The 19,136-nt window shown below is 46.3% G+C and carries 11 protein-coding genes; 5 read left to right on the top strand and 6 right to left on the bottom strand.

Annotated features, from left to right (window positions below):
- Positions 1–11: 11 nt before the first annotated feature.
- Positions 12–10,775 carry a surfactin non-ribosomal peptide synthetase SrfAA gene (srfAA, locus tag JMN17_RS18310; RefSeq protein WP_202328835.1) on the bottom strand — a complete coding sequence of 3,588 codons (10,764 nt, stop codon included), beginning with the start codon at positions 10,773–10,775 and terminating at the stop codon, positions 12–14.
- A 576-nt stretch (positions 10,776–11,351) separates the two neighbouring features.
- Positions 11,352–11,714: a transcriptional activator HxlR gene (hxlR, locus tag JMN17_RS18305; RefSeq protein ID WP_087993172.1), complete on the bottom strand. Its 363-nt coding sequence runs from the start codon at positions 11,712–11,714 to the stop codon at positions 11,352–11,354.
- Between the two features lie 230 nt (positions 11,715–11,944).
- Between hxlR and hxlA the strand changes: the two genes are divergently transcribed.
- From hxlA to JMN17_RS18280, 5 genes are all read left to right on the top strand, one after another.
- Positions 11,945–12,577, top strand: coding sequence for a 3-hexulose-6-phosphate synthase (gene hxlA / locus JMN17_RS18300; RefSeq protein WP_087993171.1), 633 nt, complete (start codon positions 11,945–11,947; stop codon positions 12,575–12,577).
- 4 nt (positions 12,578–12,581) lie between these two features.
- Positions 12,582–13,139 (top strand): 6-phospho-3-hexuloisomerase, encoded by a 558-nt coding sequence (hxlB, locus tag JMN17_RS18295; RefSeq protein WP_087993170.1) that lies wholly within the window; start codon positions 12,582–12,584, stop codon positions 13,137–13,139.
- Between the two features lie 113 nt (positions 13,140–13,252).
- Complete coding sequence (gene tlpC / locus JMN17_RS18290; protein ID WP_202328834.1) at positions 13,253–14,980, top strand: methyl-accepting chemotaxis protein TlpC; 1,728 nt, start codon at positions 13,253–13,255, stop codon at positions 14,978–14,980.
- Between the two features lie 173 nt (positions 14,981–15,153).
- Positions 15,154–15,603: a DNA-entry nuclease gene (gene nucA / locus JMN17_RS18285; RefSeq protein WP_141113425.1), complete on the top strand. Its 450-nt coding sequence runs from the start codon at positions 15,154–15,156 to the stop codon at positions 15,601–15,603.
- Between the two features lie 27 nt (positions 15,604–15,630).
- A complete protein-coding gene (locus JMN17_RS18280) occupies positions 15,631–16,029 on the top strand; it encodes a competence protein ComJ (protein WP_087993168.1) in 399 nt (132 codons plus the stop codon).
- Between the two features lie 36 nt (positions 16,030–16,065).
- Here the strand turns inward: JMN17_RS18280 and bglC are convergent, their stop codons facing one another.
- From bglC to JMN17_RS18260, 4 genes are all read right to left on the bottom strand, one after another.
- Positions 16,066–17,499 carry a 6-phospho-beta-glucosidase gene (bglC, locus tag JMN17_RS18275; protein WP_087993167.1) on the bottom strand — a complete coding sequence of 478 codons (1,434 nt, stop codon included), beginning with the start codon at positions 17,497–17,499 and terminating at the stop codon, positions 16,066–16,068.
- A gap of 72 nt (positions 17,500–17,571) precedes the next feature.
- Complete coding sequence (locus JMN17_RS18270; protein ID WP_087993166.1) at positions 17,572–18,300, bottom strand: AAA family ATPase; 729 nt, start codon at positions 18,298–18,300, stop codon at positions 17,572–17,574.
- 19 nt (positions 18,301–18,319) lie between these two features.
- Entirely contained in the window at positions 18,320–18,661 is a 342-nt protein-coding gene (locus JMN17_RS18265) for a DUF3147 family protein (RefSeq protein ID WP_087993165.1), read from the bottom strand.
- Entirely contained in the window at positions 18,649–19,071 is a 423-nt protein-coding gene (locus JMN17_RS18260) for a MarR family winged helix-turn-helix transcriptional regulator (protein ID WP_202328833.1), read from the bottom strand. The genes JMN17_RS18265 and JMN17_RS18260 overlap by 13 nt, the downstream gene beginning before the upstream one ends.
- Between the last annotated feature and the right edge of the window lie 65 nt (positions 19,072–19,136).

Here is a 19,136-nt window from a genome sequence, read left to right as displayed (position 1 = left end):
TGCCACCTCTATTAGAAAATTTCCATTAATTTATCTAGTTCATCCAGCGTCAAATCGTCGTCGCCAAGGTCGCTCGGCGTCAGTTCCGTTCCATCTTGAGATAGGCAATGTTTAATGATTCCGAGAAGATGGGCTTTAAAACTGTCGCTGAATGTCTGTATCGTTTTTTCATGAAACTCAAGAGAATGATAGGCCAGTGACATCGTCAGTTTTCCGTTTTCGATATATCCGACAACATCGAGCGCGTTCGGTTTTTCTGTTTCCGGGCTTAACGACTGTCCTGACGGCAGCTCTGATCTCTTGAACAAGCCTGCGTCCGACATGTCGTCGAACTGTCCTAAATAGTTAAAGCTGACATCCGGCTGAAGCGAGAACGCCACATCTTCTTTGTGTTCCGGCGCCGTCAGATAGCGCAGAATGCCGTATCCGACTCCCTTATTCGGTACATGTCTGATATCTTCTTTCATTTGCTTCAGCTGGTAGCCCAGATCATCCGCATGCTTCATATCGAGCACCATCGGGTACATGCTCGTAAACCAGCCGACTGTGCGGGAAATGGTCAGGTCTTCTATGATTTCTTCACGTCCATGCCCCTCTAAATGAACACTTACTCGATCCTGACCTGTCCACTCCTTCATCGCCAATCCGAATGCCGTCAGCAAAATATCATTCATTTCTGTGTGATATGCCTCATGCACCTTTGTGGTGAGCTGTTCTGTCTCTTCAGCAGTCAGCGAGAATTCGATTGTCTTTGTATGTTTCATTCGCTGATCACCAGATTCGCGATCCTTCGGAAGCTTTGCCGCGACAGTCTGTTCTTCAAGCTGTCTCCAATACTCTTTTTCTTTCAAAAAGGCTTTGGAATTCGCGAAGTCTTGCAATCTCTCCGCATACTCCGCAAATGAATGTGTTTTCTGCGGGAGAACCGGTTCATTGCCTTGCTCAAGCTGTGTATAAACCGCGGCGAAATCCTCCAGTAAAATCCGCCACGACACGCCGTCTACCACTAAGTGGTGAATGGCAAGAAGCAAGTGGTCTCCATCTTCCGCTTGGAACAAGCCGGCTTTTAACAAGCCGCCTTCCTGTAAGTCAATGCTGCTTTGCAGCCGTTCCGCTTCTCTCTCTATGCGGTCTTCATGATCTTTCGCTTGGCCCTCAATTTGGATGATCTCCAATTGAGCTAAAGCAGCATCAAGTCCTCTGTTATATTGAACGACCTCTTTCGGCTCCTCACGGTAAACCATGCGAAGCGCGTCATGATGCTCGATCAGCGCCTGTAATGCTTTCTCCACCCGTTCAGGATCAAAACCCTTCGCGGCGTAAAGCATCACCGATTGGTTCCAGTGGTGCTTGTTTGTGAAGTTCTTTTCAAAGAACCAGCGCTGAATCGGCGTCAGAATGGCTTCGCCTTCCACAGGCCCTTGGTCCGCCTGTTTGCCTTCGGCACGCTCCACGTATTGGGTGAGCTCCTCGATTGTCGGATGCTGGAAGAGATCTTTCATTTCCAGCTTCCAGCCGTGCTGATTCAAGCGGCTCGCCATTTGTATTCCTTTGATGGAATCTCCGCCGAGTGAGAAGAAATTGTCACTGACACCGATCTCCGAAATGCCGAGCACATCCTGCCAAATGCCGGCAAGCAGCTCTTCCATGTCGGTTGTTGGCGCTTTGTATTCTCCGCTTCCCGCTTCGATGTCCGGCTCAGGCAGGGATTTGCGGTCTACTTTGCCGTTTGCCGTAACCGGAAGTTCATTTAATGTCATCCAGAACGCCGGGATCATGTAATCCGGCAAGGTTTCTTTCAGTGCTGATTTCAGTGCTTCTATGTCAGCTGTTTCCGGTGTCACGTACGCCGCGATCGCTGTATTGCCGCCTTTATCTTTGACAGCTGTCACCGCCGCATCCTGCACCTCAGAAAGCTGGGCGAGCTGGACTTCGATTTCTGACAGCTCGATCCGGTAGCCGCGAACCTTGACCTGCTGGTCGATCCGGCCGATGTACGAGATGCCGCCGTTCACCCATTTCACCAAATCGCCGGTGCGGTACATGCGTTCACCCGGCACAAACGGATCGGCGACAAACCGCTTCGCGGTTTCGTCTTCCTTGTTCAGGTAACCGCGTGCCAGCCCGCGACCCGCTACGCAAAGCTCTCCGGCCACGCCTTCCGGCTGCACTTGATTGCCCTCGCCGAGAATGTATACTCTCGTATTGGCGATCGCCCGCCCGATGGAAAGTGAGCCTTCCTCCGGATTGATCTCTGTGCTTGTGGCGACGACTGTATTTTCTGTCGGCCCGTAGTTGTTGACGAGCGTGTACGGCCGTTTGACCGCGCGCTTCAGCTTGTCTCCTCCGGTCAAGAGGACGCGGAGTGACGTGTTCTCAAGCTCCATGAACTGTTCCGCCAGCTGCGTCGGCAGGAACGTGATCGTCACGCCGTTCGTTTCGAAATAGTCGTTCAGGCGGACGATATCGAGGCGGATCGCTTCATCAATGACGTGAAGTTCGGCGCCGATTGTCCACGTCGGGAACATCTCCCAAATGGAGGCGTCGAATCCAAAGCCCGCGTACTTCGCACTGCGGTCCTCCGCTGTCATGCTGAACGCGTCATGGTGCCAAAAGCACAGGTTCACAAGCGCATGGTGCTCGACCATGACACCCTTCGGCTGTCCGGTCGTTCCAGACGTGTAAATCATGTACGCGAGGTTCTCCGTTTTTGTAGCTGTGAGCGGATCTTCCTCGTCGTTTTCATCAAGCGGCAGGCTCAGAATCGTGCGGTCGCCGTCAAGAAGAATGACCTCTCCCAAGAAGCTATCCGGTACTGAAATACCTTCCTGTTTCAAGAGAATCTTTGCGCCGCTGTCTTGTAAAATGTAGTCAATCCGCTGATCCGGATAGTCAGGATCAATCGGCACAAACGCCGCCCCCGCCTTTAAGACGCCGAGCACCGCGGCGGACATTTCAAGCGACGGCTTCGTGAGAACACCGACGCGCTCATCCGCGCTGATACCGCAGTCGATCAAAATCCGGGCGAGACGATTCGCCTTGGCATTCAGCTCGCCGTACGTCCACGACTGGCCGTTGTAGGTGACAGCCGGGCGGTCTTTGTGGCGCTGAGCCGTTTCTTCGAATAGCTGATGAACAGTTTTGTCTGTCGGCACAGGCAATGTTTTGCCCTTCCATGCCTCAAGAAGCGTTTGTTTTTCTGTTTCGGTGACGAGTGACAGGCTGGAAAGCGGCTGGTTCGGGTTGTCGGTGACCGCGTCTAGAAGCTGCATCCAGTATCGCTTCCATCGTTCGATTGTTTCCGGCTTAAACAACGCTGTATTGTATTCAAATACGAACGTAAGCCCTCCGTCCGTTTCATCAGCCGTCAGCGTGATATCAAACTTGGCCGTTTTCCGTTCAAACGGATGAGGCTCAAGCTGAATCCCTTTCATCGTCAGATCCTTGATGTTCGCATTTTGCATTGAAAATACGGCGTCGAATAGCGGATTTCTGCTCGTGTCACGCTGAACCTGCAAGTTTCCGATCAGGTCCTCAAGCGGGTAATCCTGCGCATCAAAAGCATTGAGCGCGGTTTCTTTCACTTCACTGAGATAGTCAGCAAACGTCTTTTCACCCTTCGGATACGTACGCAGCGCCAATGTATTGACGAACATTCCGATAACGCGGCTGACGTCTGTTTGAGAGCGCCCGGCTACAGGTGAACCGACGATAATATCGTGCTGACCGCTTAGCTTCGATAAAAACGCACTGTATGAAGCCAGAAGCACCATGTACAGCGTGGAATCCGTTTCTTTTGCAAGTCTGCGCAGAGCATCAGCTTTTCCTGCTTCTAATGAAAATGCAATGCGGTCTCCCTCAAATGTTTGAACGGCAGGCCTGCTGCAGTCAGTCGGAAGCGTCAGCACTGGCAGCTCTCCGTTCAGCTCCTTCAGCCAATGATCCTCTTGCTTCTTGTAAAGCTCGGACTGAATGAACTGCTGCTGCCACACGGCATAATCCTTATATTGAATGCTGAGCGGCTCAAGGGTTTCTCCGTCGTACAGCTTCGAAAGCTCCTCAATCAGCACGCCTACAGACGCTCCGTCTGAAATAATATGGTGCATATCAAACAGCAGCAGATGCTCAGTTTCGGAAAGCTTGATCAGCCCCATTCTGAACAGCGGAAGCCGATCGATTTGGAAAGGCTTGATAAATTCAGAAACGATCCGCTCTGTCTCTTCTTCTGCGGCTTCGAAATAGGCCATCTCACATTCAGCTTCTTCCCAGATCCGCTGCACCGTTTCTCCATTTTTTATTTCAAACGTGGTTCTAAAGGCTTCATGACGCTGCATCAACTGCTGCATGACGCTGTTAAGCCTTTCAACATCAAGCTCACCTGCAAGGCGCAGAACCGCAGGCATGTTATAGCTCGTTTGCGCTCCTTCAAGCTGTTGGAGCACGTACATCCGTTTTTGCGGTGAAGAAACAGGATACGTATCTTGTTTCTTTGCCGGGCTGATGCTGATGGCCGCCCCTTTTTCAGAAGAGACAATCACCTGTGCTAAGCCCTCAACCGTCGGTGACTGGAAGAGATCTTTGAGTGACAGCTCAACACCCAGTTCCTGATGAACCAGGGCAAGCATCTTCATGCCTGCTAATGAATGTCCGCCGATATCAAAGAATTGGTCATAAACGCCGACCTTTTCAGCCTGAAGCACCTGCTCCCAAATGTTTGCGACTTTTTGTTCCGTTTCATTTCGAGGCGCTACATATGACACACCTCTTGAGACGCTGGCATCAGGAAGCGACAGCGCTCTCCGGTCGATTTTTCCGTTTCCGGTCAGCGGCAGCTCGTCCATTTGAATAAACACCGCAGGAACCATGTAAGCCGGCAGATCCTTCGCCGCATGCTCTCTCAGCTCTTGAGATGAGATTTCTCCCTCTGCGACAAAATACGCGCAGAGCAGCTTGTCTCCCGCTCCTTGATCAACAGCAAGCACGACAGTCTCCTGCACGCGATCGTGGGTTTGCAGCTGATGTTCGATTTCCCCAAGCTCGATGCGCTGTCCGCGAATTTTCACCTGATGGTCGATCCGCCCGATAAATTCGATGTCGCCATTCGGCAGCCATCTGGCAAGGTCACCTGTTTTATACATGCGTTCGCCGGATGTAAACGGATGTGGAACGAACTTCTCCTCAGTCAGTTCGGGACGGTTGTAATAGCCTTTCACGAGGCCTTCGCCGCTGACGCAAAGCTCCCCGGCGATCCCGGCAGGCTGCGCGTGTCCCGCCCGGTCAAGGATGTATACTTCCGTATTGCTGACCGGTTTTCCAATCGGTACAGACAGCGTGTGCTCCTCCAATTCATTAACCGGATGATATGTCGCGAAAACCGTGCTTTCAGACGGTCCGTACATGTGAAGGAGCTTGCCTTTTCCAACCGTTTGCAAAGCCTTTCTTACATGCTCAACCGAAGCCCGCTCCCCGCCAAACATAATCTTGCGCAGCGTTGACAAGCACGCCGGATTCATGTCGACAAGCAGGTGGAACAAAGCCGTTGTAATCATGAGAATGCTGATGTTCTCCCGCTCAATGACACGAGACAGGCGAGCCATATCCAGAACGGTTTCTTTCGGTATCAGCACAAGCTTGGCTCCGTTTAACAAAGAACCGAACATATCAAACATAAACGCGTCAAACACGTAATTGGAAAGCCCGAGAATCGTATCCTGTTCTGTAATACTGAGATAATTCGTTTCCTTCACCGTGCGCAGAATATTGGCATGTGTCACGATATTTCCCTTTGGTGTCCCTGTCGTTCCTGACGTATACGTCAGGTTGGCCATTGCCGTTGACTGAAGAGGCAGTGCGAGATTTTGCGCATCAGCATGATAGCTTTCTTCCTCATCTGCAAGTACGATAACGCCGCCAAATTCGGCTTCTTCTGCTAAAGCCTTTAATTTTTTCTGGGTGAGAAGCACCTTCGCTCCGCTGTCGCGGAAGAAATGCTGCATCCGCTGAACCGGATGTTCCGGATCAATCGGAACATAAGCCGAGCCAGCTTTTAAAACCGCGAGAATCGACACAATCATGTCCATTGACCGCTCGCATAAGACAGCCGCTGTTCTTCCTTCTCCCGCTCCACAAGAAAGAATTCCGCGGGCTAAACGATTGGCCCGTTCATTCAGCTCACGATAAGTGAGTGATTCGCCTTCATATTGAAGTGCAGGATAGTTTGGCGTTTTCGCTGCTTGCTCTTCAAACAGCTGAACAATCGTTTTGTCTTTCGGATAAAGTGTTCTTCCCGGGTTAAACTGCTGAATTTGCGAAGCAGCCTCCTCTTCAGAAAGAAGCTTGTATTCAGATATCTGTTTCTCAGGCTCAGCCGCGGCATCTTCAAGCACACGCGCAAAATGGTTGAGCAGCCTTTCAGCCGTGCTTTGTTTAAACAGCTTCGTGCTGTAGTCCAAATCAAGCTCAATGCCTTCATCCGTTTCTCTCGCCTGTACCGTCAAATCAAATTTGGCAATCTTGAAGTTGGTCTCATGAACAGACAAGGCCAGATCGCCGACAGACGGAATGCCCTCTGTCGCATTTTGAAGGCTGAACATCGTGTCAAACAGCGGATGTCTGCTTACATCACGCGGAATGTTCAAGTCTTCTACAAGCCACTCAAACGGATAGTCCTGATGAGAAAAGGCATCCAGCACCTGTTTACGGACACGCGTGATCAAATGGGTAAACGTCTCGTCCTGCTTCACTTCACTGCGTATCGCGAGCGTATTGACGAACATCCCGACAATGCCCTCTGTATCAGAGTGGTTTCTGCCCGCTGACGGCGTTCCGACAATGATGTCATCCTGTCCCGTATACTTTGACAAAAGCGTATAGTAAGCGGACAGCATCACCATATACAGCGTGGCGCCATTTTGTTCAGCCAAACGATTTAAACGATCCTTTAATCCCGCATCCAGCTTGATTGACACCCGATCCCCTTCAAAACTTTGAACAGGCGGTCTCGGATAATCGGACAGCAGCTGAAGCACCGGAAGCTCGCCCGCAAAGACTTCCTTCCAATACGCCCCGTCCTTCCGGTATCCTTCAGCAGCCTGGCCGCTTTGCCACACGGCGTAGTCCTTATACTGAAGACGAAGTTCAGGAAGCTGTTCGCCTTTGTATATCCGTGCTAACTCCTCCAAAATAATGCCGATGGACACACCGTCAGAAATCAAATGATGCATGTCAAACAGAAGCATATGACGGTTCTCTTCAAGCTCCATCAAGCCGATTCTGAACAGCGGCGCTTTCGCCAGATCAAATCTCCGTACGAATGAAGTCATTATTGCCTCTTCGGATCGGCCGCCTCTTTCAATCACCTCGATGTTGAAATCGACGCTGTCATGAATTTTCTGACTCGGCGTGCTGTTTTCAAGAACAAATGATGTCCTCAAAGACTCGTGGCGGCGGATTAACCCCTGAAATGCGCGCTCCAGCTTTTGAACCTCTAAAGGTCCTTCCAAAATCGCTGCCGCCGGCATGTTGTAACCGACACCCGCATCCTCAAACTGGCTGACGATATAAGTTCGCTGCTGTGCCAACGAAAGCGGATAATGCTCCTGTTTTTCCGCAGGTTTAATCGCTGAAAATGTCCGGCTTTCTCTGTGTTCGGCTTCCTCTGCAAGAGCCGCAATCGTCGGATGCTCAAACAAGTATTGAAGCGGAATGTCAGCGCCTGTTTCCTTATGAATCTTTGTTAAAAGCGTCATGGCCTTCAATGAATGGCCGCCCGTTTCAAAGAAATTGTCAAAGATCCCCGCCTTCTCAACATTCAGCACGTCCTGCCAAATGGCTGCGATTGCGTTCTCCGTCTCATTGCGCGGCGCCGTATAGGCCGTGCTGCTGACCGCCTTCACCTCTAGTGCAAACAGCTGGCGGCGGTCGACTTTGCCGCTTGGCGTGAGCGGGATTTCTGTCATTTCAGTAAAGTAAGCCGGCACCATATAGTCAGGAAGCTGTCTGGCCGCATGTTCCCGCAGGCTGGCCGGAGCAAATTTGCTGCCAGGCTTCTGCACAACATATGCGGAAACCTCAAGATTTCCCTGTTCGTCAGGACGTGCCAAAACAACGGCTTTCGCAACGTCTGGCGCCTGCTGAATCACAGCCTCAATTTCCCCAAGTTCAATCCGGTATCCGCGGACTTTTACTTGGTCATCCTCTCTTCCTAAGTATTCGATTGTTCCATCTGGCAGCCAGCGCACCACGTCTCCGGTCCGGTACATGCGATCGCTTGGGACAAATGGATCTTGTAAAAACTTTTCAGCCGTCAATTCAGGCAAATGCAAATAGCCTCGGCCGACACCATCGCCAGCGATGTAAAGCTCGCCCGCCACGCCTTCCGGCTGCAGCCGGCCTTTTTGGTCTAAAATATATAAGCGGTTATTCCCCAGCGCTTTCCCGATCGGCACATACGCTGATTGAACAGCACTCTCCGGGATAACCGGATGAACGGACGCGTCAACACACGTTTCAGTCGGCCCGTACACATTGGTCAAACACGGCGACGCGCCTGCTTCTTTAAACAGCTTTAGCAGCTTGTCCGCAACAACAGACGATAGGCCCTCTCCTCCGATCAGCATATGCTTCAGTTTGAGGCCGCTGAGATCGCCCGCCGCTATCAGCATTTGCAGGTGGGCCGGTGTCCCGTCCGTTGCCTCAATGTTGTGCCTGCGATAATACGCGGCAAGCGCAGACCCGTTCGTCACTGTTTTCTTCGGTACGATGTAAAGAGTCTGTCCCAAAAGAAGCGACGCGAAAATCTGCTTCACTGACGCATCAAAGTGGAACGGCGCAAGCAATGCCATCCGCAGCGTTTGGCTGCCGTTTTGGTAAATCGTCTGCTGCAAAGATTCAACCAAGTGATGGACCTGGCGATGCTCGATCATAACGCCTTTCGGACGTCCGGTTGTTCCCGATGTGTAAATAATGTAGGCAAGGTTCCGTGCGTTTATATCAGCAGCCGGAATTTCGTCTGCACCTTCCGCAATCGCCTGATCAAAATCAATCAGCTCAGCATCAGTTGCAGGAGCCGCAATCCCCGATTCAGTCAGGATGACATCCGGCCCGCAGTCCTCCAAAATATATTGCACGCGTTCCGCCGGAAATCCGGGATCAATTGGCACATAGGCTCCGCCGGCCTTTAAAATCCCCATGATAGACGTAATCATCCGTTCAGAGCGTTCAATCAGAACCGCGACAGGTCTGTCCGAGCCAACCCCTTTCTGTTTCAGCACATTGGCGATGCGTGCAGATTGTTCATGTAACGTTCGATAGGACAATGTTCGATCTTCAAAAACAACAGCCGGGTGATCAGAAAGCAGTTCAGCCTGTTCTTGGAACAGCTCTGGAATCGTCATGCCCTTGCGATAGCTGACAGGTTCACCGCCGGCCCTCGCAAAGAGCTTCTCTTTTTCCGCTTCAGAAATCAGCGTTAATTCATCAATTGTATGATCTGGATGCGATAACGCATTCTCGAGCATCGCAATCATGCGTTCACAAACAATGTTGATTTCTTCACGTGAAAACAAATCAGTGCGGTAATCAAAATCAATGGTAAGCTTCCCAGTATCCCATCGATCCTTTACATGAATCGAAACATCATTTAATCCGCTTCCGCTGAAAATCGGTTCAGTCAAAAAGGCAAGTTCTTCTTCTTTCTGCCACTGCATCACCTGATATTCAAGAGAAACCGTAAACAGCTTGGTCAGAGAGCTCTTTGTTTCACGCAAATCGTTGATCAGGAGGTTATACGGGTACTTTTGGTGACGAAGTGTTTTCATGAGATCCTTCATCCGGTCTTTGACAAAGTCTAAGAACGCCTGCCCGCCGTCAATGTTTGTCCGGAGCGGAACTGTGGAAACAAACATGCCAAGCATCTGCTTCTCTTTCGCATTTGTCCGGTTGCCCATAAAGGTTCCCGTCACGACATCATTCTGGCCGCTGACTCTGTACAAATAGGCGGCAAGCACCGATTGAAACACTGAAAGAACACTGACCTTGTTTGCCTCACAAAACGATAGGATCTGCTGATGAAGCGCTTCAGGCACATCCTTAGAGAACCTCTCAGCATCTAAACTCCCTCCACCGGAAGCATTCCCTTTTAGAGAAACAAGTTCAGGCACCGTTCCAAATTGCTTGTTCCAAAACGCCTTGTCCTTTTCAAACCGCTTTGATTGAGCATAATCCTGTTCAGATAAAACATGATCGATAAATGAATGCGAGATTCCTTCGTTTGTTTCTGAGCGGCCCGCTAATTCTAAATAAATGCGCATAATCGCATTTCCAAGAATATTCATAGAAATCCCATCAGAAATCACGTGATGAACATTTACGTAAAACCACACTTCATTTTCCTTGATGGTGAAGGTGGAAAAACGGAATAAGTCACACTCGTACAGCGGCAAAGGCTTTTTTGTTTCCTCCCGGCTCCATTGTGAAATAAACTCTATCGCATTCGAATCTCCAGTGGTGTCAGTATGTTTTATATCAACAGGCCGATACTCGCTTATATATTGAACAGGCTCCCCATTTTCATCGAGCCGCAAACGAAGGCGCATGGCGTGATTTCTGCGGATAAACTCTTGAATCGCCTGCTCAACCAGCACCCAGTCAACCTTTTCAGTTGAAACCAGCTTACCAATCCCCGCAAGATTTGAAATACTTGTATGAGGATAAAATTTTTCTGTATACCAAATTCGTTTTTGCGCATCCGTTAAAGGGTAAAAAGTTATTTCCATATTGTCATACCTCCCCTAATCTTCAATAAGCAGTGAACATGTGCAGCGTATTTCCCTTTCTTAACCATATAAGCGTTTAATTCTTATGAACTAACAGCCGAAAAAGCCCAAAGTACTACGCTTAAAAAGCAGTGCATCCAAACAAAAAACAGATTGCCGCTATCAAAACGGCTGCCATCAATCATCTTTGCAGTGTTTAACACAAGCGGATAAAGACCGCAAAACCCTTCATCCTAACCCGAAACATTTTTGGCTATTTATTCATTGTTTTCAATATTTTTTTACATTGCTACCGTTCACTTTAAATGAAAAAAATGTTTTTATCACCGAAAAATAGGTGAAAAGTTTCATGCGGGATACCGAAAGATTCCAGTTTATTTACTGGGATATTTTTGCGTGATGCCGCAACAATTTCCACTTAACATTATTTACAGAAAAATAAAAATTCTTAAAACGTATTGCTCCTTTCAATTCCTTTATTTGCTGAAAGTCATTTACAATTATTTACATCCCATCTGTTACCGCGCAAAAACCGAAAAACAGGCAAAAAAAAAAGACACCCCTGCGAAGAGCGCCTTACAATGATTCCTTAATGACATTTTTATCGATATCAATCAATTCCATATAACCTTTCCCCCACTCATACATCGCATCAAGAATAGGCATCAGGCTTTCTCCTTGCGGGGTCAAGGAATATTCAACCTTCGGCGGGACAACCGGATACACTTCTCTGTGAACAATCATATCCTGCTCAAGCTCTCTCAGCTGATTCACGAGGATCTTCTGTGTAATATCAGGAATCAAAGCTTTTAATTCATTGAACCGTTTTGTACCTTCTTTTCCTAAATGCCACAAAATGAGCATTTTCCATTTACCGCCGATCACTGCAAGCGTTAATTCCTTCTCACAGTTAAACTTTTTGTCGTCCATCCGGCTCAAAAGTAATCCCCCCTTAGCATACTTTTTATATGTTAGATACGTATCATCACTTACTTACTTTTTTGCAGACTCCTTTTTATTATACTCACTCATAAAACCAAGCGAAAGTAATCTGATTGCCTCTTCTCATAGTATCCTCCAAGTAACTAGTTGACTTTAAAGTGCCTACTTCTCATCAAAAGAGAGAACCTATAGAATGAAAAATAATTCGAAAAGGGAGTGGATCAACAATGGAATTACAGCTAGCATTAGACCTCGTAAATATCCCGGAAGCCATCGAGCTCGTCAAAGAAGTGGAACAATACATCGACGTGGTAGAGATCGGAACACCGGTTGTCATTAATGAAGGCCTCAGAGCCGTTAAAGAAGTAAAAGAGGCATTTCCGCAATTGAAGGTTCTAGCAGACCTAAAAATCATGGATGCCGGCGGATACGAGATCATGAAAGCGTCGGAAGCAGGCGCTGACATCATCACCGTTTTAGGGGCTACAGACGATGCAACAATTAAGGGAGCAGTAGAAGAAGCTAAAAAACAGAAGAAGAAAATCTTAGTGGACATGATTAACGTAAAAGATATTGAATCCCGTGCGAAAGAAATTGACGCACTCGGTGTTGACTACATCTGCGTCCACACTGGATATGATCTTCAAGCAGAGGGCAAAAACTCTTTCGAAGAATTAACGACTATCAAAAATACCGTTAAAAACGCAAAAACCGCAATTGCGGGCGGCATCAAAATTGATACATTGCCAGAAGTGGTCAAACAAAAGCCTGACCTTGTCATTGTTGGGGGCGGAATTACAAGCGCAGCCGATAAAGCGGAAACAGCTTCAAAAATGAAGCAGCTTATTGCCCAAGGATAATGATATGAAAACGACTGAATACGTAACGGAAATTCTTAACGAGTTACACCGTTCAGCGGCTTATATTTCTGATGAAGAAGCAGATCAGCTTGCCGATCACATTCTCTCTTCCAATCAAATTTTCACTGCGGGAGCGGGGCGGTCTGGCCTGATGGCAAAATCCTTCGCAATGAGATTGAGGCACATGGGCTTCAACGCTCATATCGTCGGTGAGATTCTCACTCCCCCGCTTCGCAAAGGAGATCTCGTCATTATCGGTTCAGGATCAGGCGAGACAAAGAGCCTGATCCATACAGCAGCAAAAGCAAAAAGCTTACACGGGGCTGTTGCCGCTTTAACCATCAATCCGGAATCAAGCATTGGCAAACAAGCGGATCTCATCGTTAAAATGCCCGGTTCTCCTAAAGACCGGTCAAACGGAAGCGATAAAACCATTCAGCCAATGGGTTCATTATTTGAGCAAACTTTACTGCTATTCTATGATGCAGTGATTTTAAAACTCATGGAGAAAAAAGGACTCAATTCTGAAACCATGTTCACTTACCACGCAAACCTAGAATAGTGTTACACAACCGGCCTGGCGATCAGGCCGGTTTTTATATTTTCTAAAAATAAACCTATAGATCCAAAAACCCGATAAGTAATATGACCCACAAATCATAAAAAGGAGGAATTATGTTGATAAAACAACTAAAGCTTAAGCTCGGAACTAAAATTCTCTGTCTCGTTTTCGTGATTATTCTTTTGTTTTCGATATCAGTCGGTACTGTAATGCTTAAGGACATTACAGACAGCATGAAACAAATGGCGACTGAAAAAGCGAAAGGCGATCTCGCTTTAAGCAGCGTTTATATTGATGATATCATTTCAGGGGACTGGCATGTAAAAAACAATGAGCTTTATAAAGGGCAAACACTAATCAACGGAAATGAAGATATCGTTGATCTGCTTGGCGAAAAAACAGGTGATACCGTTACTATTTTCCAAGGAAATACTCGTGTTGCAACCAATGTCATGAAGAACGGCGAAAGAGCTGTTGGCACTCAGGCTTCTAATGAAGTTACTGACGCTGTTTTAAAGAATGGAAAACGATTCTACGGACAAGCAGACGTAGCAGGCTCTTCTTATCAGACGGCATACATGCCTTTAAAAGATCAAAACGGGAATATCATCGGCATGCTGTATACAGGAGCCAATCAAAGCATTTTAGCATCACTTACGCAATCACTCTTCACTCAATTCGTTATCGTTCTTGTTATCGTCATTATTGTATCAGTCATCCTTGTCCTGCTTTTCACCAGAAGGATCAATAAGCGGCTGAACACTTTAAAATTCGCCTTTGAAAGCGCCGGAAACGGAGATATGACAATAGAGGTATCAGACCGATCCGGTGACGAGCTATCAGAACTCAGCGTCTATTACAATAAGATGAGAATGAAACTGAACGATACCATCCAGACTGTGCAGCAATCAGCCCTTCAGCTTGCATCCGCCTCTCAGCAGCTCTCAGCCGGAGCAGAGGAAACAAATCAAGCTTCAGAAAAGATCACAGAGGCTGTACAGCACATTGCAAACGGGGCTCAGCATCAGATCAACCGAATTGAAAACAGTGAAAGCTCACTAAAACAAGCTTCAGCAGACATCCGGGATATTTCTTCAAATACGGCTGCAATCGCTGACAAAGGACAGCTTGCGCAAACAAAAGCCGACATTGGGCAAAAGGAAATTCTAAATGTACAGGCACAAATGGATGCGATTCACCATTCGATTCAGAAAAGCGGAGAAATCATACAGCAGCTGGACGGCCGCTCTAAACAAATTGAACACATTTTATCCGTCATCACCCAAATTGCCGATCAGACAAACCTCCTTGCGCTAAATGCAGCGATTGAAGCTGCCAGAGCCGGTGAACATGGCAAAGGCTTTGCAGTTGTTGCCGATGAAGTACGTAAATTAGCGGAAGAATCTCAACAATCTGCGGGACAGATTTCAAAACTGGTTACAGAAATACAAAATGATAATATGAACCTATCTGCTAGATCTGTTGAGCATGTGAAAACAGAGGCTGCAGAAGGTGTCACTATGATTCAGCGCACCAGAGATGCATTTAAGGAAATTGCAGCCGCAACAGGTGAAATCAGCGCCGAGATTAGTGATTTATCAGCATCGGTATCAAACATTTCAGCCAGTGCGCATAGCATAAACGATTCCTTTGCAGCCAATACGGTCGACATAAAAGAATCTACAGAAAATACCCGGCAGGCGGCTGCACTAACAGAAGAGCAATTTGCTGCAATGGAAGAGATTACTGCCGCTTCTGAAACGCTATCCCAATTAGCTGAGGAGCTTACCGGTATCATAAGCCAATTTAAAATGATTGATCAACCTGAAAACGGCCGATGACTCAGTATCATTATTGTAAATTAGAAACAGCATATTACTAAAAACAAATATTTCGACCTGCTAAAATTACAATTTCAGCAATAAAATAAGTGTAAAACAAAATTTTTCAACCTTTACACCAAACGCTTTCTGGATTACTCTTGGGTCAGTTTTAAAGTTGCTAAAAGCGGGAGGTGAACATCACGATGGACATCATAAAAACTTTACTTCTCGTCATCGTCGTCATAGCAGCTGCAGCTGTCGGCCTGATAAAGGGGGACTTTTTCCCAACTGATCAAAAAACGTCTCAAACGAAAGAATATGACGAAACAATCGCCCTCCCTTCTGACCGTTATCCCGAAACGGCCAAACATATTAAGGATGCGATAAATGAGGGGCACTCAGATGTGTGCACCATCGACAGAGACGGAGCTGAAGAACGCCGCGAGCAATCATTAAAAGACGTACCTCCTAAAACGGGGTATGACAGAGATGAATGGCCAATGGCCATGTGCAAAGAAGGCGGTGAGGGGGCTTCTGTAGAATATATTTCCCCCGCTGACAACCGCGGTGCAGGCTCTTGGGTTGGGCATCAGCTTACCGATTATCCCGACGGCACAAAGGTTTTATTCGCAATTCAGTAAATATGTTAAAAGAGGAGGAACAGCACATTGATCAAGTCATGGAAGCCGCAAGAACTGTCGATTTCATATCATCAATTTACTGTATTTCAAAAGGATTCTGCACCTCCTGTAATGGATTGGACTGACGAAGCCATTGAAAAAGGATATGCTTCGGCGGACGGAGCCATTTCCTTTGAAGCGCAGAGAAATGCAAAGGCCTTTATTCTTTTGCGTCTTAACAGTTCAGAAACTGTAGACTCCTACGAAAAAAAAGTGACTGTTCCCTTTCATGTCACAGAGAACGGAATTCAAATTGAAAGTATTATGTCTAAAAGGCTGTCCTTTGATCTTCCTAAAGGAGACTATCAATTGACATGCTGGACTGTACCGGCTGAGAGGTCAGATTTTCATGCCGACACTTATATTATTGATGCTGTTTCTGTGTAATGAAAAAGCCCTGAGAGAATGACTCTCAGGGACTCTTTATAAACTTTCTCCATTCGTCTTAATCAAATTCTGGTACCAATAAAAGCTTTTTTTCTTCAAGCGTTTTAAATCATGTGTATGTTCTTCATCGCGATTGACATAAACGAATCCGTATCTTTTTTGGTAGCCGTTCAGCCAGCTTAACAGATCAGTAAATGACCAGCTGCAATAGCCGATCACATCGACACCGTCGCTGATGGCTTGTCTGCATTGCTCAAGATGCGAACGCAAATAATCGATTCGATAATCATCCAGCACAGTACCGTCTTCAACCTTATCAAACTCACCTAAACCGTTTTCTGTGATAAACACTGGAAGCTGATAACGGCTTGTAATGCGGCGAAGGCCGGTACGCAATCCAATTGGGTCAATTGTCCAATCCCAGTTGCTCGTTGTCAGGTGCGGATTTTTTTTCGTTTTGAATACCCCGGGTATCCCTGTTTCCTGATTGGTCCCCTTTTGGCCTGTTGTATTCATTTTCCCTTCAGACACACCATCAAGCGGATTTCGTTCATAGGTGATGGTCTGATAATAATTGACACCTATAAAATCAGGCGTCCCTTTCGCAAGCAGCTCCATATCTCCCGCTTCGATTGTTGGTGCCCAGCCCTGTTTTTCTAAATAACGGAAAGGAATTTGCGGGTAGGTTCCCCAGCTGTACATATCCAGCCACCAATTGTTCATAAATTCTTCAGCATTTTCAAATGCCAGTATATCCTCTGGATGGCTTGATAGAGGATAAGCTGGCGAATAAGCAAAGCTCGGACCAATTTTGCCTTCAGGAACATATTCCCTAAAAGATTCAATGGCTTTCGCATTTGCCAGAAACGCAATGTGGTTTGCTTCGTAAAAACGTTTTCTGTCTTTCACTCCAGGCGGATGCATGGCTGTAATAAAGCCGTGATTAAAATTGTAGTTCTGTTCGTTTAACGTAACCCAGTATTTCACTCTGTCTCTATAGTGCTTATAAAGAGTAATACAGTAGTTATTAAAGTCCTCTATGATGTTTCTTGATTCAAAACCGCCATACTCGTCCATAAGCGCCTGAGGCAAATCCCAGTGATATAAAGTCAGAACCGGCTCGATGTTATGAGAAAGCAATTCATCAATCAAATGATCATAAAACGCTAGGCCCGCTTCATTGATCTCCCCTTTTCCTTTTGGAAAAATCCGCGGCCAGCTGACGGAAAATCGATACGCTTTTAAGCCCATCTCAGCCATCAGAGCGACATCTTCTTTATAACGGTGATAATGGTCAACCGCAATATCGCCGTTGGTTCCTTTAAACGTTTTGCCCGGTATTTTTGTAAACACGTCCCAAACAGAAGGGCCTTTGCCTTCTTCGTTCCAAGCGCCTTCAATCTGGTACGCTGCAGAAGCAGAGCCCCACAAAAAATGTTTCGGAAAAGATTCTGGATGCTGGTGGATCATAGTGTTTATCACTCCTGAACTATTTGATAAACCTATCATAGGTTATGAAACGCGTTTCATATCAACTCGATGTTAATCGCGGAACAGCTCAGCCAATATTTTTTCTCTTTGTCCAAGAAAATATCGTGTTAATTGAACATGTTCTGTATTCTCATACTCTGTATGATGTATTCTTCCACCATCAAAGCTTAAAATATTAGCATTGGGATATCCCAACAGGATCGGAGAGTGAGTCGCAATGATCATCTGTACATTTCCACCCTTCACCAAATCATATACAACTCTCAAAAAAGCGAGCTGCCTAGCCGGAGAAAGTGCCGCTTCCGGCTCATCTAAAAGATAAATCGATTTTTCTTTAAAACGATGACGGAATAGAGACATAAAAGACTCTCCATGTGATTGCTTGTGCAGCGGCCGCCCTCCATAAGAACGGTATGGCTGCGGAGCATCTTTTTCCATCTCATCAAGATGAAGAGAAAGATGATAAAACGATTCAGCTCTTAAAAAGAAGCCATTTGTTACCTTTGGAAGCCAAGATAAGCGTATGTAATCTCCTAAAAGAGAGTCTGACTCCTGTAATTCATAGAGATTATTTCGGCTTCCTCCCGCTGTATTGAATTCACACTTATCCGCTATCGCTTCAAGCAAAGTAGATTTACCAGATCCATTTTCCCCCACAAAAAAAGTCACTTGGCTAGTAAATAAAACTTCATTTAATTGACTTATAGCCGGGATAGAAAAAGGAAATCTGTCAAAGTCCGAAATCTTATCTCGAAGAAGAGTAACCTTTTTTAAAAACATGGCATCTCCTTTCTATCACTCAGTTACATAATATATTGAGAAAAATCTTCTGTATCCATAAAAACACAACCCATCCTAGTATTCCAACGCATAACGCTAACCAGAACGGCACATGTATTTTCAGCAAAAACGCCAAAATAGCGAGTAAACAAACTGTAGCAGGGATTCCAGTAAGCACACCCGATGCAAATTGACTTAATTGAGCTGTTTTTCCCCCCTGTACTTGCATCCAAAAAAGACTTAATAAACTGACCAAGGGTAAAGCGGCAATAATCCCTCCATAGGTCGGATGTCTTTTTGATATTTCAGTAACAAAACCGATAATCAACGCTGAGATGATTACTTTGCTTAAAACTGCCATTGTTTAGCTTCCTTACTTAAAAGTTCAAAGGCCTGTTCAAGTAATTCCTTTTCTGATGTGCTCATTCGTTCAATGATTTCTTTTAACTTCTCTTTATCTAGCTGTGTATGCTGTTCAAGAACAGAGCTTCCTTCTTGTGTTAAGAAAACTAAAACCTTTCGTTCATCTTGGTGACTTCGCCGTTTAGCTACAAATCCCTTTTGAATTAAACGTTTAGTATGCTCTGACGCTGTATTATGAGAGACAGACAAGTATTCAGCCAAAGCACCTATTGTTGATTCGCCTTGCTTTTCAATATGCTGCATAAGACGTATTGCCTGGTGAGAAATATTTTCTTTATGTTTGTAATGTAATGAATAATAAATATCTGTCCACTGCTGATTTAGTTTAGCTATGAAATCCATTTCCATCATACACACCCCTTTATATCGTATTATACGATATAAATTATAACTACGATACTACTTTCTAAAAT

It is taken from the genome of Bacillus sp. RHFS10, from assembly GCF_016757475.1.
Classification (GTDB): Bacteria; Bacillota; Bacilli; order Bacillales; family Bacillaceae; genus Bacillus; species Bacillus subtilis_G.
The sequence above is the reverse complement of the archived record's forward strand: the minus strand, read 5'-3'. Positions and strand labels throughout refer to the sequence as shown.

What these genes read in the sequence shown, in the direction of transcription:
- bglC (WP_087993167.1), bottom strand. Translation starts at nt 17,499, where the DNA reads ATGATCCACCAGCATCCAGAATCTTTTCCGAAACATTTTTTGTGGGGC.
- JMN17_RS18260 (WP_202328833.1), bottom strand. Translation starts at nt 19,071, where the DNA reads ATGGAAATGGATTTCATAGCTAAACTAAATCAGCAGTGGACAGATATT.
- srfAA (WP_202328835.1), bottom strand. Translation starts at nt 10,775, where the DNA reads ATGGAAATAACTTTTTACCCTTTAACGGATGCGCAAAAACGAATTTGG.
- tlpC (WP_202328834.1), top strand. Translation starts at nt 13,253, where the DNA reads ATGTTGATAAAACAACTAAAGCTTAAGCTCGGAACTAAAATTCTCTGT.
- hxlB (WP_087993170.1), top strand. Translation starts at nt 12,582, where the DNA reads ATGAAAACGACTGAATACGTAACGGAAATTCTTAACGAGTTACACCGT.
- JMN17_RS18270 (WP_087993166.1), bottom strand. Translation starts at nt 18,300, where the DNA reads ATGTTTTTAAAAAAGGTTACTCTTCTTCGAGATAAGATTTCGGACTTT.
- JMN17_RS18265 (WP_087993165.1), bottom strand. Translation starts at nt 18,661, where the DNA reads ATGGCAGTTTTAAGCAAAGTAATCATCTCAGCGTTGATTATCGGTTTT.
- hxlA (WP_087993171.1), top strand. Translation starts at nt 11,945, where the DNA reads ATGGAATTACAGCTAGCATTAGACCTCGTAAATATCCCGGAAGCCATC.